Source organism: Pseudoalteromonas sp. NSLLW24 (assembly GCF_015864725.1).
In the GTDB taxonomy this organism is placed as follows: domain Bacteria; phylum Pseudomonadota; class Gammaproteobacteria; order Enterobacterales; family Alteromonadaceae; genus Pseudoalteromonas; species Pseudoalteromonas arctica.
This window is the reverse complement of sequence record NZ_JADYWQ010000001.1, coordinates 22,969-38,691: the sequence shown is the minus strand read 5'-3', so window position 1 is coordinate 38,691 and position 15,723 is coordinate 22,969. Positions and strand designations below refer to the sequence as shown.

11 protein-coding genes and 1 tRNA gene are annotated in these 15,723 nt (G+C 37.1%); 8 read left to right on the top strand and 4 right to left on the bottom strand.

The window, feature by feature from the left end:
• Positions 1 to 16 precede the first annotated feature (16 nt).
• The 4 genes from I6E72_RS00160 (at position 17) to I6E72_RS00145 (ending at position 5,036) form a co-directional block, all read left to right on the top strand.
• Positions 17 to 93: transfer RNA gene (locus tag I6E72_RS00160), tRNA-Pro, on the top strand.
• Positions 94 to 451: 358 nt separating this feature from the next.
• The gene (locus I6E72_RS00155) at positions 452 to 2,110 is read left to right on the top strand and encodes an Hsp70 family protein (protein ID WP_197110736.1); all 1,659 of its coding nucleotides are present in this window, start codon (positions 452 to 454) and stop codon (positions 2,108 to 2,110) included.
• A 75-nt stretch (positions 2,111 to 2,185) separates the two neighbouring features.
• A complete protein-coding gene (locus tag I6E72_RS00150; RefSeq protein ID WP_197110735.1) occupies positions 2,186 to 4,297 on the top strand; it encodes a CDC27 family protein in 2,112 nt (703 codons plus the stop codon).
• Complete coding sequence (locus I6E72_RS00145; RefSeq protein ID WP_197110734.1) at positions 4,281 to 5,036, top strand: DUF1266 domain-containing protein; 756 nt, start codon at positions 4,281 to 4,283, stop codon at positions 5,034 to 5,036. The genes I6E72_RS00150 and I6E72_RS00145 overlap by 17 nt, the downstream gene beginning before the upstream one ends.
• Positions 5,037 to 5,108: 72 nt before the next feature.
• Here I6E72_RS00145 and I6E72_RS00140 read toward each other — a convergent pair whose 3' ends face one another.
• Positions 5,109 to 5,357: a hypothetical protein gene (locus I6E72_RS00140; protein ID WP_007580368.1), complete on the bottom strand. Its 249-nt coding sequence runs from the start codon at positions 5,355 to 5,357 to the stop codon at positions 5,109 to 5,111.
• A gap of 90 nt (positions 5,358 to 5,447) precedes the next feature.
• The gene (locus tag I6E72_RS00135) at positions 5,448 to 7,085 is read right to left on the bottom strand and encodes a cyanophycinase (protein WP_197110733.1); all 1,638 of its coding nucleotides are present in this window, start codon (positions 7,083 to 7,085) and stop codon (positions 5,448 to 5,450) included.
• Positions 7,086 to 7,348: 263 nt separating this feature from the next.
• Here I6E72_RS00135 and I6E72_RS00130 point away from each other — a divergent pair, with 263 nt between their 5' ends.
• From I6E72_RS00130 to I6E72_RS00120, 3 genes are all read left to right on the top strand, one after another.
• Complete coding sequence (locus I6E72_RS00130) at positions 7,349 to 7,936, top strand: hypothetical protein (protein WP_101216589.1); 588 nt, start codon at positions 7,349 to 7,351, stop codon at positions 7,934 to 7,936.
• A 96-nt stretch (positions 7,937 to 8,032) separates the two neighbouring features.
• On the top strand, positions 8,033 to 8,947 hold the full coding sequence (locus I6E72_RS00125; protein ID WP_197110732.1) for a zinc dependent phospholipase C family protein: 915 nt from the start codon (positions 8,033 to 8,035) through the stop codon (positions 8,945 to 8,947).
• Between the two features lies 1 nt (position 8,948).
• Positions 8,949 to 9,347, top strand: coding sequence for a hypothetical protein (locus I6E72_RS00120; RefSeq protein WP_165735422.1), 399 nt, complete (start codon positions 8,949 to 8,951; stop codon positions 9,345 to 9,347).
• A gap of 23 nt (positions 9,348 to 9,370) precedes the next feature.
• Here the strand turns inward: I6E72_RS00120 and I6E72_RS00115 are convergent, their stop codons facing one another.
• Together I6E72_RS00115 and I6E72_RS00110 are read right to left on the bottom strand one after the other, a co-directional pair.
• Positions 9,371 to 11,641 carry a putative bifunctional diguanylate cyclase/phosphodiesterase gene (locus I6E72_RS00115; protein ID WP_197110731.1) on the bottom strand — a complete coding sequence of 757 codons (2,271 nt, stop codon included), beginning with the start codon at positions 11,639 to 11,641 and terminating at the stop codon, positions 9,371 to 9,373.
• A 126-nt stretch (positions 11,642 to 11,767) separates the two neighbouring features.
• Positions 11,768 to 14,617: a UvrD-helicase domain-containing protein gene (locus tag I6E72_RS00110; RefSeq protein ID WP_197110730.1), complete on the bottom strand. Its 2,850-nt coding sequence runs from the start codon at positions 14,615 to 14,617 to the stop codon at positions 11,768 to 11,770.
• Positions 14,618 to 14,899: 282 nt separating this feature from the next.
• Between I6E72_RS00110 and I6E72_RS00105 the strand changes: the two genes are divergently transcribed.
• A complete protein-coding gene (locus I6E72_RS00105) occupies positions 14,900 to 15,637 on the top strand; it encodes a hypothetical protein (RefSeq protein WP_197110729.1) in 738 nt (245 codons plus the stop codon).
• Positions 15,638 to 15,723: the final 86 nt, after the last annotated feature.

Sequence of the window (15,723 nt, the reverse complement as noted above, 5' to 3'; positions counted from 1 at the left end):
ACTATTGCATACAAATCGGTATGTGGCGCAGCTTGGTAGCGCACTGTCATGGGGTGGCAGGGGTCGAGAGTTCGAATCTCTCCATACCGACCAATTAATTCCCTTAAAAGTAACAATCTTCGTTAATCTAAACCCAACCATCAGTAAACTTTACTTCCAGTAATTCGATAATACTCTATATCTAGATCCATATTTTTTTGTTATCAACCTTAATACTAATCTGCTTGCACCTCTCCAATATGTATTCTTTTAAAGACCTCTTTGCTCTCATCAAGAACCGCTACCTATTTTAATAAAATAAAGTTAAGCGTATAATTTTCAATCAGATATTAATAATAGGTTTTTAATTAAACTGTATAATGGCATCGATGTAAAACTAAGTTGAATTTAAGGCTCTGTATTAAGTAACTTAGCATAGCGATGATTTAAGTCATTCAGTAAGGGAAATAAAATGAAAATAGGGATAGATCTCGGTACAACTCATAGCGTAGTGGGAATATGGCAAGATAACGCGGTTAAGTTAATTCCAGATATGGAGGGTAATGTGCTCGTTCCTTCAATTGTTGGCTTGTCGGAAGACAATTATATTCTTGTAGGCCAAGCAGCTAGGGATCGATTAGCAACCCACCCCGCACACACAATTTGTGAATTTAAACGTTTTATGGGCACTGATAAAACCTTTTCATTGGGCGAGCAAGATTATAGCGCAACTGAACTATCAGCCATTTTATTAAAAAGCCTTAAAGAGCAAGCCGAACATTATTTACAAGAGCCTATTACTGAAGCCGTTATTTCGGTACCTGCCTATTTTAACAATAAACAACGCCAAGCAACGCAACAAGCGGCTTTACTTGCAGGCCTTAAAGTTGAGCGACTACTTAATGAACCCACAGCCGCAGCACTCGCTTATGGGCTCGATAATAAAGACTGTGAGCAAACTTACTTAGTACTGGACCTTGGTGGCGGTACATTTGATGTGTCGGTTATTGAGGTATTTAACGACATATTTGAAATACACGCCTCATCGGGTGATAACTACTTAGGCGGTAACGACTTTACGAACGTTATTGAAGAAGATCTTTATAAGAAAAACGATTTGTACAAAGGTTTTTTCTCAGATAGTGAACTACGTAATATTTGGTCGTTGTGCGAGCGTTTAAAGTGCCAATTAACTAACGAGTCAACAGCCAGCTTTAATTTTGAATATAAAGAAAAAACTTATTCATATACCCTCACTCTGGAAGATTATCGTACATTGTGTAGCGAGTTAATTGAGCGAATTAAGTTTCCTATTAACCGTGCGATGTCTGACGCTGACTTAACACTTGAAGACGTTGATGGACTTATTCTTGTTGGCGGCGCTACGCGTATGCCTATTTTTCAACAGCAAATTAGCCGTGTGTTTTCACGCATACCGCAAACTCAATATAACCCTGACCATGCTATCGCTACTGGTGCTGCAATTCAGGCAGGTATGAGCGCACGTGCTAAAGAATTGAAAGACGTAATAATGACTGATGTTTGCCCATTCACTTTAGGCGTGGAGGTAAACAACAAACATGGTCAGTCTGAGTTTTTGCCTATTATAGAACGTAACGCGACGATTCCTGTCAGCGAAACTCGTTCTGTTTATTCAGCTCACCCTGAACAAGAAAAAGTACTCATTAAAATTTATCAGGGTGAACATTATCTCCCTAAAGATAATGTGTTTTTAGGCGATTTAGAAATAAATCTTGAGCCGTTAAATATAATACAAGAGTTATATTTAACATATACCTACGATCTTAATGGTGTACTTGAAGTTGAAGTAACTAATGTTGCAAGTGACAAAAAATACCGCACTTATCTAGGCGAAAATGAAGAAAGCTTGAATGAAAGTGAGTTACGTGAACGTTTTTCACGACTTAATGCACTTAAGGTTTTGCCTAAAGACAAACTTGTAAATACTGCATTTAAAGCAAAGTTAGAGCGTCTATTCCAAGAAAATCTAGGCGATAAAAGGCGAGAGATTGGCGAGGCGATTGGTCAATTTATGGAAGTGTTAGAAACACACGATAACCACAAAATAGAGCGTATGATCGAAAATATAAAGCGCTATCTTAGTTATTAAAATTAACTATTAAAGTTAACTAATAAAAAATAGTTTCAGTTAAAAAATTACATGCATTAAATAAAGAGTGAAGTAATGAACCATTGGAAAATATTAGGCATTGAAGCCACAACAGATAAACGCCTTATTAAACTCGCTTATACAGAGATTCTAAAAAAAACATCGCCAACAGAGTTTCCCGAAGAGTTTAAAGATTTACGAAAAGCATATGAGTTAGCTATTAAAGAGGCTAAACGACCTGCTAAAAATGAAGACAAAGCACCCAATCAAGTATTTGAAGATGAGCACGAAAAAAAAGGCGTTATTAACGAGTCATTTTTTGATGAAAAAGAGCCCTCTCCCGCACCTACAGAAGTTGAAATAGTTAAGCCTCAACCTATCGAGTTAAATTGTGTTCGCTCTATTTCAGAGCTGCAAGCAGCACTCAATGAATTATATTGTAATGTGTTATCTCGCAGCGATGTTGAACAATGGAAGTTATTATTTTCGTCGCCATTATTTTGGGATGTCGATCAAAGTCAGCAAGTCTCATTTACTTTAATTGATTTCTTTTCAGAGAATTACTTTTTATCTGCCACGGTATTTAAATTTTTAGATGAGAGTATGAAAATCTCTAGTGAGTTAGTAACCAATAAAAATAATCACTACCGTGAACTTGCTATTGCACTGCATCATTATATTCAGAGCCTACCACTGCGAATCGATGCCCTATCTAACATTGATCACAATATCAGCTTTGAACAACTGCAGCAGCATCTTCAGTTACGTAACTTAATAGAAGAGCAATGTATATATTCTAAGCTTACAGCTGAGCAGCTAATTACGCTTATGCAGCGAATCAATTTGGCATTTTATAATGACGAATCACTTTATCTTTATGTTGCTAACTATTTATGGACATTGGGTGCATACACAGAAGTTAGTAAGTTACTTGCCTCATTGCCAGAGCCTACAGATGCAAGCATAGATCAGCTGCGAGATTTACAAGCACACGCAGAATTTAAGCTTAAAAACTATGATATAGCACTCACTATTTATCTTGCGCAGCGAGAACTTATGAAAAGTTTTTATGCGATGAATATGACTAAAGAGATTGGTCTGTGTTATTTGCACCTTAAAAATTATGAAAAAGCATATACGTATTTAAACTCTTATTTTTATACTAGCCCTGAGGATATAGACCTTCGCTCTGCTTTGATTATCGCCCGTCGATACTACATAAATGATCTTAAAAAAAATGAGGAAAGTAACGCTCTTAAAATAGCGACGTTACAATTTGAAAATGGTCGCTACCAAGATGCCTTAATAACGACTCAAACATACCCTCTAATTTTTCAAGCTGATTGCAATTATTTACAGGCTTTATGCCTTGCTAAGCTAGAACGCTTAGATGAAGCATTTGACGTTTTTATCGCCTTTATGAATCTACATTTACAAAAACAGATAGATCCTTGGCCACTACTGGTTGATTTATTTATATATTGCCCAGACTCAATTGATTTCAATTTGATAATGGAAACTATCGCAAAAAAAATACAACCATCTCCTAACAAGTTTTATAAAACCCCTCGCGTGCTAGGCTCTGTACAAGAGAATATATACTCACAATTAGAACTCAAAACATTAGATCTTCCAGCGACTGATCATGATGGAAAACCCAATAAACCCATGGGTTACGCCCTCTATGCTGATTTAGACTATAAACAGCAATATGCTTGGGCAATGCTACATGCGTTAATGGCTAAATTGGCAAACTTCGAAGATAAAGCGATTGTGAAGCAAATAAAACAAGCCGCTATTTATGCGATTAAGCAAGCTATGCCAAAAATCACACACCAACCAAGTTGGAGCTTAAAGTTTATTCACATAGCTTTTGATATAGATGATTTTGATACCTGTATTAAGCTCGCAAACATCACGATTAGCGAGTTTTCTAATTTACCTCAAACCTACTATTACAAAGGGCGATCGCTAGCTGCCTTAGAGCAATATGATGCAGCAATACCTATATTAATATTAGCCGCAGATAAATACGGACATCAGAGGCTTGGGATATACTCACTTGAATTTGCAGTGGAGTGTTGTGAAAAGCTCGTTGAACATGGACAACCAATGCATCCTAATTACAATGATATATGCCTAAAACTGCAAACAACAAAGGAGATTGTAGATGCACAATCAAAGTGAAGTACCTTGTGTAATTACGGATGATGCGACCTTAAGTCCAGAACAAAAATTATGGCTTATTAGCCTCTCAGGCCACCTTTCAATGCAAAATGGCTATTCATTGAATACCTTAAAGCATCACAATAAAAACTACACTGACGAGTCAGTTGCTAACGGTAATTTAAGTATTTTAGATAATGCTTATGGCGTTACAACAAAAGAAGAATTAATTGAAACTTTAAATGTTTTTTATAACACATCAAATAGCCAAGTTTTCATGAGTTGTATGGCTGAACTCACCAGAAATGATTTATTAGCAAGATACTACATTGAGAATAAATCTACTGCCTATCAAAATACGCCTATAGGTATTATGTCGGACTGGGCAGGAATACATAAATTCTCACTGGCTCGTTGTGGTATTAGAGCTTTTGATATTGGCCGCTATGCTTTTTTATGTCGTTGTGGTGTTAGCGTCAATTTTTTAACCGAAGAAGAAGCATGGCATTACCTTAAGCCTATTGGAAAACTGGCACAAACCTTATTTATTAGCTGGCAAGAATATGCAACTAGTTATGTAGTTGGTCGGGGTATATGGCAAAAGATTACAACTCAAGAAACGTACAGCGAGCCAAACCCTGACTTTAATTTTAGCCATGATTTATTTGAAAAAATAAATGATACGGCTGCTACATTGCAAAGTATATTAGCTGATGACGAGCACCCATGGTGCCAACTAGATTGGGAAATGGACTTTTAATTTCAATACTTTGATTTATAAATACTTACTGAATAACGCATTTTACAGTGGCGTTATTCAGTAAAGTTAATATTAGTGCTTGCGCCCTACACCATTTCGTACCATGTCTTGCCCTGTTTGGAATACGTCTTCTGTAATCATGCGTGCTAAAAGTAGCTTTTGATTATCGTCAAACACAGCAACAAAACGGCTGCCATCTTTGTTATTAGTAGCCATACCAACACCGGCAACACCTTTAAGTCCAAAACCACCGTTTTCGACATCTATTAAAAAGCTTTCTAGTTCGGCTAAAGTATCAATTACGTCATTTTCATTATTCATTTTAAAACTCTTTTAGTAAGGCCTTGATCATTATGGTGGCTATTTTATAGAGAAGAGCCAAAAACTTAAACCCTTGGCTCAGGTTAGTAACTAAATAGACTTTATAGCTAACTCTAAATTGCTCAGCGCACAACCAAACTCTTTTGCATTAACGCGATGATATTGCGTGTCACTCGTTACTGTAAGGCTAATTATAAACTCATCTTGTTGAGCTACCGCACTTTGCTCTTGGCTTAGGCACATAGCTTGAGTAAGTGATCGCAGTTTTGAATTTGTTAAAATTGAGCCAAAACGCTGCACTGGCAGTGGAGGTATTTTTATAGCGGGTAACGCTTCATCTATTGTGCGCTTGCTTAGAGTAAACGTGTTATTGGTAATTTCAATTACACTGCTTGTAGGCCAATACGAGTAGCTATAGCTCTTGCTCTCAGGTTGTGCTTTACCTTGGTTAGCTAAATGCACTACACCACTTTTGCCTATTACGGTTATTAAACTGCCTTCTGGCGATTTAATAACAACCAAAGCCGTATTTTCATCAATACCAAAACCATGTTGAATCTCTGCTTTAGTCTTTTTTACTTCATTTTTATTTAACGCTGCTGCAAGCCTAAATGTACGGTTTTGTTCGCTAAATTGAGTATCTAGTACACCAAAGTTAAAACTGCCCAGCCCACCAGCATTAGTGTTATTTTCATTTTTGCGAAGTGCCTCAAGGCTTGTCGTATTTGTAAGCATGCCCGTCACTTTACTTTGGATTGCTGCGCCCGCGCCTTCACCTACAATTACTGGGCGAGTTTGCAATGCTTGCGTCCACGGGTATGGATTATTGTTTTGATCAAATAATACCTTGTGAGTTAATGCTGCATTACCGCTATTAAACATCACACCGGTACTATTTTTAATAAGTGATACAAGTGCATTAGTGCCACTTTTGCATAAAGCGTATTCGGCCTTTGTGTACTCTGGATAAATTGCTTCCCGGTTATACACATTCATTAATGTATTTCTGAGAGCGGGTAATTCATCGCACGAGTTACTCGTAATCGCTTTAGCAAGTGCTGGCGTTAGTGCTAACCATTGAGTGTTTATATTTGATTGTGCTAAAAGACTCTGCGCTACATCTGCCGACTCATAAGGGTCGCGGCTCGATGCCGTAATAGCAAGCATGGTGGGTTTTGCGTTATTAACTTTTAAACTGCCCGACACAAATTGTAAAATACTATTAGTCGCGACCTCAATATTAAAATCGGTATTTACTTGCTCTTTTAAGCGCTCACCGTTTTTATCAAGTAGCGGCACTTCTAGCATATCAAATACAAAGTTGTACTCTTGCTGAGTCAGGCTTTCTAATTGCTGGTTATTTATATCGCGCCATAGCCATAATAAATCTGTTTTAGATACACTATTTGACGATTTACCTAGCAAGGTTTTAAGTGTTTTTAATACAGCCGTTTTTGCCTCAACGTTATTATTAGGCCAATGCTGCGTGATGTTTTTTATTTGAGCGCTGCTAACAGCATATAAATTATGTGACTTACCATCAATAGCAGTCTCTTTTTGGCAATTGTTAAGCTTTTCGCTAGTACAGGTAGTAAGCTCTGACCCCACTAAAATTAAAGTTTGGTTTTGCTCTTGAGCCACTGCATTTATTGAATATCCAACACCAAACAATGCCACTAACATACCTAGTAACTTCGGCTGTTGATCACGTAAAAATGCACATATCATAATGTAAACTCTAATATAAATTATAAAACTAATGTGTTGCAGTTTAACAGCTAGCCACTTGAGCCTAAATATATTTTTATAAATGTTAAATAATTCAAGCCCCCTGAAAAGCGATAGCGTTAAGCACTTCATTTAAATAAATTGTTTAGTTTACATGCTTGCCCTTATAAATATTAACTAAACAAATTTAAACAGAGCATTTATTGATCAAATTCATTGTTTAAATTACGGTGGTGAATTATTTTATGTAACTGGGGTGAAATATGGACTTCTCTAATGAAGAGATAAATTTTTTTGCTGAGTTATTCAAACCAAATACAAAACAACGTTCCCCTCGCGACCATATGCTTACAATGAAAAGCTCTATACCCGCGAGTATTGCTCACCTTTTTACCCACGCTAATCTAACTTTGCTTGCTGAAGTTGCTAATTACCAACTTTGGTTTCCCTTGCAATTAAAAATTGATGAGTTAGGTGTAATTAACCCCACTTTGAGCGCACCAGAAGTAATTGATACAAAGGGCACTCAACGTAGTTGGCGCTGGAGTGAGCTAAATATTAAAAGCCAAGGTTTTAATATTGAATCGATTTCCAGTACTGGAATATTTTTAAAACCATTAAAAAGTGGAGAGAGCTTAAAAAAATTACAGCACATGAGCTTTACCTTACCCAACAAAGAAAGCATATCGATAGATGTAGAACCCGTTAGGCAAAGTAGCCTAGGGATTGCAGCAAAAATAACTCAGATTCATAGCGGACAAGAGCAATTACGCGCCTATTTGTTTGAAGAACATAAACGTCAATATGCTAAGCTGTACGAAGATGGACAACTAATTGAACAGTTAATTTAGTCTCTTTTAAACACTCACAAGCACTTCACTTGGCTTTATTTAACCCCCTCTCAATGTTAATCTGCCCCCCTATTTATAAATCATAAGGATATGACAATGCCAGGTGCTTTTGCGCACATCACTGCCGTTAATATTGCAACGCAAACCAAGTCACTCGCTAAAATGGATATGCCTAGAAAGGCAAAACTTATTTTAAGCCAACGCCAAGCATACCTTGAACTAGGCTGTGTAGCCCCCGATTATCCTTACTTAGCAGTAGCGCAGCCTAGCCAAAATGCGTGGGCCGACCTAATGCACTATGAGCACACAGGCGATTTACTTAAAGCCATGATTGAATACTGCAAAACACTTGAAAGTGAAGCATTTGAAAAGTGTTTTGCTTGGTTATGCGGTTATATGGCCCATGTTGCTGCGGATATAACGGTGCATCCGGTTGTTGAATTAAAAGTAGGCCCGTATGAGCAAAATCAAACGGCGCACCGTACCTGCGAAATGAACCAAGATGCATTTATTTGGCAGCGTTTAAATTTAGGTGAGTTAGGTTATGCTGACCGCGTGCAACAAAATATTGGATCTTGTACTAACAAAGACGATAATTTTGATACCGATATTGCAAAAATTTGGCAACATGCTTTATTAACGGTTCACCCAAGCTACGCTGCACAACACGCTCCTAACTTTAATTCATGGCATAACGGTTTTCAGCTTGTAGTAAATAATGTTGAAGAAAGCTATCGATTATTTGCCTGTGCACGCCATGTTGCTGCTGATTTAGGTTTGTTTTATCCTCGCCCAAACGAAGTAGACTCCACTTTTATTGAACAACTAAAAACGCCGCACGAGCCTATGCATTACAACGATATTTTTGACTTTGCCGTTAGTAATATTCAGCACTACATAACCGTTATTGCCAATGCCGTATTTTTAGATACTGATTGCAGTGCAATTAAAAATTGGAACCTAGATACAGGCTACGATGAACACAACACGATGACGGTATGGAGCAAATAAAATGAAACACTTACTTTGTATAAGCCTCATAGTATTACTTAGCGGTTGCTACACTTCAAAAAATAACAATCCAGAAGCGATGGCAGACTTAGCCTCGCAATTAAAAGATATTGCTACAGCCGTTGATGGCACATTAAAATTTAGTGAAACATCCTATTCAACAACTGATGAGTTATTAAAAGCTGCTGTTAATAACGATTTAAGCAAACTTGCACCCTTTGGGGAATACACGCTTATTGTAAACGTACAAGATGATAACGCAGTGCTACTCTTATGTGATGCCAATACTGCTTTAATTGAAGATGCAGGCTGTACTGCTCAATCAGATATACAGCATTGGGGAGCTGAGGCTATTCATCAGTGCGAAATAACCATAAACGCCCAACAGCTCTGTAATTAGGTAGTAAAATACCCGCTATACATTTAAAGTTGAGCCGTCATCTCTTTAGGGTTAAACACTAAGCCATGGCGGCTAACATGCTCTGCAAAATTTTCGGCCGGCATTGGTTTCGCAAAGTAAAAGCCCTGAAATTCTTTACACCCCATTTGCGTCATTATTGCTACTTGCTCTTGGGTTTCTACTCCTTCGGCTACACACTTAATATCAAGCTCTTCACACATAACGTGCACCGCTTTAACTAAACTTTTTTGACGCGTAGAGCTCGTTACTTGGCTTATTAATGAGCGATCTAACTTGAGCTTGTTAATAGGGTAATCGGCAAGGCGTGCAATATTAGAATAACCTACCCCAAAATCATCGACCGAAATAGTAAAACCCCACGATTGCAGCGTTTGCATAAGCTTTAGCGAATGCGCTTGGTTTGCCTCAAGAGAGGTTTCAGTCAGTTCTAACTCAATTTGAGGTGGCTTTACGTTAAAGTCGGCAAGGTATTTAACCAGTTTTGACATAAAATCGGTTTGGCTAAAATCAATTAGAGATATATTTATTGCCACCGGCACACTCGGTAAACCCGCCTTGGTCCAATCGGCAATTTGAGCGCACACCTTTTGAATAATCAGGTCGGTTAGCCGACTAACCATTCTGTATTCTTCGGCAATAGGAATAAATACCACTGGCGACACATTACCCAGTATTGGACTGTTCCAACGCGCTAAGGCTTCAAGCCCTATACATTGACCCGTTGCATCTACTTTAGGTTGATAGTGCACCGACAAATCGCCCTGCTGAAGCGCTTCATCTAATAACATTGAAATTTCGTATTTTTCGATAAAAGCTTGTGATTGTTTTTCGTTATAACCACTAAGGGCCATATTACAATTTGCTAGTTTAAGTGCTTCGCATGCATTGCTAAGTACTGTTGCGCTGTTTTTTCCATGATCAGGATACTTTGCAAAACCAAATAAAAATGATTGCTGACACTTAGTACCAAATACATTATATGTTTTATCTAATGTATTTTTTATTTGCATTAATAGCTTATCTTCTAGCTCGTTTTGCGAGTTTGCGCCAATTATAAAAGCAAGCTTTCCTACTCCTATATGAGCACACAGAAGGGGCCCATCTGGCATCGCTTTTAAACGCTTGTACGCGTTAATAAGTAATGCTTGAGAGTCGGCTTTAGTGAGCTTCAAATTTAAGTATTCACTATTTGCACTTTGCGCAACAACGATATAAAAACCTTTTTGGTATTTGCTTGTTAATCTGTCGCATTGCAGCTCAAACCATTCTCTATTAGGTAGTTTGGTTTGCGAGTCTCTAAAGCGTAAACGTTTATTTTCTTGTTCCATCATCGATAAATTTTGTTTAATGAGCTGCTCTTGCGTGCAATCGTAAAAGTCGTATACACGGTAGTTTGTACTCATTGTTATTTGCTGATAACTGGCTTTAAAATAACTTTTTTTGTACTTCACAGTTTTATTTTGAGCATTAGAGTCGTCAAAGACTAAGGCCGGAAATAAATGAGAAAGATTAACGCTTCCTTCTTTTAATTCTTTTTTTATACCAAACATATCAATAGCATGTTGATTAAAATCAGTAATGACAAGATTTTCGTCAACAATAATTTTGGCTTTATTTGATTCGGTGAACAGGCTTCGATAAAGCTCATTTTTATCTTTAAGGTGTGTATTAGCGCTTATCATTGTTTTGTTTAAACGCTTAGCAGCCACAATTGTGCGCGCCACAGCAAGGGGAATACAAATGTTAAAAAATAAAAATATAAGCCCTGTAATGTATAAGTCAGCGTCGGGAAGTTGTTGAGCTATGCCCGTTAAACCCGAGACATCAACGTTATTGATGATCATATAAAACGGCGCAATATTTATTACGCCATAAGCAAGGGCTGTTCTATAACCAAGTAGCATAAGTGCTATTATCGGGCAGGAATACATATACATAGAGCCCACTTTAGCAAGCTCTAGGTCTGTTAAAAATAAGTTCATTGACACGCTAGCAGCTACAATGGCTATTAAAAGTGCATGAGCGCTAAAGTGATAAAAACGCTTACTTGCTATAAGTAAACCACATGCAGTAGCAAGAAAACTGCTTGTTAATACAACAATATAAATTAAGTTAAATTCAATAGCGCTTGTGTACGTGTGGCACGCCACAGCAAAACATAACACCATTACTAATGATAGAATAATGCGCAGTGCACTTATTCGCCAATTAGCAACCTGACCAGGGGCTGAATAATGGTCATTTAATAAAAAGAATCTATTGAAAAAATGCATAATAAACAACAGTTAAAGCTCATTCTTCTATTAGACATTGATAGCTTGTTAAAATCAATCTAATGAATGTAATTTCTATTTACATAGTTCTATAAAATAGACAAGTGTAAACCTACCTGTTAGCCGTTAAACAATCATTTTTCGTGTGTTTTTACAGTTATCTTCTTTAAGAGCGAAACCACTGCACCCTAAAAATTCACCGTGCTTAGATTTGCGTTTACGCATTTCGCGACCACACTTTTCACAAATTGGGTGCTGCGTTTTACACTCTGTATTCACACATTGTGAGTACGTGTTTTTATCAATCGATGGGCCACTACAGCTTTTACACACTCGTAATTTAGTTTCGCAAATTTGCGTATTAGTACAACTATAATAATCACCATATTGACCCGTTTTTGGCACTATTAAACCGTCGCTGCACGTACTACACTCTCTTTGCTTTAGTTGCGACTTATTAAACAACGTTGAAGCGATTTGAATGGGATAATTGTCATTTACTAATTCTTTTACAAACGCTGAGCATGCATAAGGGTCTGCAATTAAATACGCTTTATGTTTAGCGCGAGTAATACCTACATAAAGCAAACGCCTTTCCTCTGAGTGAGTGAATTCATCTTGCTCTGGTAATAACGCCTCCACCAGCACATTATTTTGATTATCGCTAGGAAACCCTAATTTACCTTGTTCAAAACCAATAATAATACAGTAATCGGCTTCAAGCCCTTTGGCACTATGCAATGTCCAAAAATAAAGAGAGTTTGTATGCTTTTTATCTTTTAAATGCTGCTGCACGCTATTTAACATGTATCTATATCGACTAAGTATGGCAATGCTCGCTGATGCATCATTTTTTTGAATAGTGCTTATGCTCTGTTGTACTTTCATTTCTATCGATTTAGTACCTTGGTATAAATCGTCTAATAAAATAACTTGTGGTGTGGTTACTTGTGTATGTGTGCTGATCTGCTTTTTATATTGCTCAGGGTTTTGCATTACAAAACGCCCTGCTACATCACTAATACTATTGTTATATCTAAATGTTTTTTGCAACATAGTAAGTGAGTGGCTGCCCACTAATTCATTAAAGCGTGTAGTAAGCGCTAAATTACCACCCGAGAACCGATAAATTGCTTGCCAGTCATCACCAACCGCAGTAAAGCGTATTCCGTTACCATGTTTTAATATGGCATTTATGAAAGCCATACGCGCGCTTGATATATCTTGAAACTCATCAACTAAAATGTGGCTCCACACAATATTAAAATCTCCGCTTACTATCGCCTTTGTTGCTTGAATAATCATGTCGTCAAAATCAATGGCACTTTGCGCGTTTAGTTCATTTATATAAGCATCATGAATTTGTACTAACAAGTTTGCATATTGCTGGTAATTTTTAATACCGCTTTGCTTAATGCGCAGTGCTATTTGCTTATTACTTAATTGCTCTACCCGAATAGCTTGTAAGCATTTTATGTACTTATCAATCCCTTGCTGTAACTGCCCTGAGTTATTTAATGTATGAAAAATCTCATCGTTACTTAAAGGTGTTAATTCAACATTATGCTGCTTTAATTGCTTTGTGAGGGTTTGCTCTAGCTTTCCTTCTACCCAGTTGTAATGAAAGGTCTCGAGTAAGGTGGTGCCATTTTGTTTATGCAGTTTGCGCTTAAATGCAATTTGCTCGTTATAGTGTTTTTTATCTATATCGGCACGTGTATTTCCTTGCCTATCAATGCCAAAGTGCTCTAGGTAAATATCATATTGAGGTATATAAAAGTCTGGTTGGTATTGCCCACTTAACTCTGCGCCTTGGCTAAAGTGATAATTCACCTCATAACTGTGCGGTACGCAATTCAAATGTAGCCAGTTTGAAATTAACACCTCCTGATAACTTTTTACTTTATGACCCGCAAGGCTACGGTATTCGTTATCGCGTACGTACCGCTCGTACTGTGCATTATCTTTAAAGCTAAATATATCAATCGGCTCATGGAGTAAATCTACAAATGCTTTTAAAAACTGTGGCTCGGTTTGTATTTTTTTACTTACCCACCCAGTTAACCAACTATTTAATTGAACTGGGTCAGTTGCAAATTTTGACAACTCGATTGGCTTTTTAGCACTTTGTAATAATTTAAGCCCAAGCGCATGAAATGTTAAAATAGTGGGTGCTTTGGTATGCAATTTTGCATGCGTGGCGCGTTTAATAAAGCGCTCTTTAAGCTCATTTGCTGCTGTTTTATTATAGGCCAGCACCAAAATTTGCTCAGGCTTGGTAATATTGCATGCTATTAAATCTAAAGACTTTGCTACCATCACAGATGTTTTACCTGTGCCTGCTGCCGCTAATACTAAATTTTTATCGTTATCGCGTATTACCGCTAAGCGCTGCTCTGTTGTTAATGGATTTGACTCTACTTGATTAAAAAAGTCATTTTTAAGAGTTAGTTGTTTTTTTTCATATTTATGGCGCAACTGTGCAATTGCATCGTGAGTATTGGGCGTAGTGCTCAATATATTTAAAAATTTAATACTACTTGGCGATAAGTGTTGTTGCCACACACTTGTACTTTTAGCGTACTGCTTGGTAAGCAAAAACACATCATTATTAAGTGTTTTTACGGAACTATCACGTAAAAACTCATCTAAAGCATAACGCTTGAGCGAAATCTTTGCGTTATTTACCTTTTGCTCAAGCAGGGCTGAAAACCGCGTGTTAAGGGCCGTATTTAAAGCGTTCGCTTGTGATTTGTTTAAAAAGCTAATTGATGTATTACTACTGTCGCACAAATTAATTTTGGCGCTAAATAAACGGTTTTTAAGTATTGAGTAATTATAAAAGTCTTTAATTAAAAATGTCCGTTCGGGAGCACCTCTAAAATGCACAACAAGGCGCTCTTGTTCAATAGCTACGTGTTTAATACGGGTAAAAAAACGGCCTAGCCAACTTGGAGTAGCAATATACTGCGCCATAATACTCAATATGAAGATATGCTTTACCTTAATTGTAACATACTCTTTTGTAATACATTTAGCGCTAAATCGGTGCTTACTTAGTAAACAATTCAATTGGTAAGTTAGTTTTTAAATCTGATGATTAATATTTTATTTACAACCATTAACAAATTTAAACATTTATAGATAGCGTGTTGTGTAACAATGCACATATACAAACTTACACTTCATATAATTGTTAGGTATATCCCCAATTAAACAATTATTTACAGCCTAATTAAGTGGTTTAAAGGAGCTAACATGCTTAAAAAATGCATTACCACAACGGCTTTAATTTTAGCATTATGCGCTTGCACGTCAGAAACAGAGTCGGATTTAGTAAAAACAAAAGGTATTTGGGCAGGTTTTGAACTAGTTTCTGACGGTAACCGCACGCGTGTTAACGCAGAACTAAATGCAGGCGATGCTAATGGCTCTAACATTGTTTTAAGCGATAGCGACTCATTACAAGCTGTTGTTGATAGCACTGCTATTGTACTTACAAAAGATACCGACTTTTTAGACATTGATTACCAAGCGTATATAAACGCCACTGACGATAACCAACAGTTTGATATAAAATTTAAACGGGACGATGGTATAAATGCTAATTCGAGCGTGGAGTTGCCTTTAAATTTTATTATTTTAACCCCAAGTAACAATCAAAATTTTGATATTAATAGTCCCCTTACAGTTCAGCTAGATGGCACTGATCCTAATAGTACTAGCCAAGTAGAACTGAGCAGTAGCTGCACTAACAATAATAATGAAACACTTTTACAATCAACGCTTTTTGCGCTTAACACTTCGCACCTTGAAATAGATCTGCAAAGTTTAGATATGTTTAGCAGCTCGCAAGTAGATAAAAGTAAAACGTGTGGTTTAACAATTAGTGTGAAACGCGATCGATTCGGTAGTATTTCGGGTGAATACGCAAACCAAAGCTATATTAAATCCCAGCAATCGCGCGCTATAAAAAATATGACTTTAACGTTTTAATTTGCACGCTAATTTACTCAGCGTTAAGCTACGCCTTTATTAAGTAACTCTACCAATTGTAATTGCCCTCCTTATTTATAGGAAAG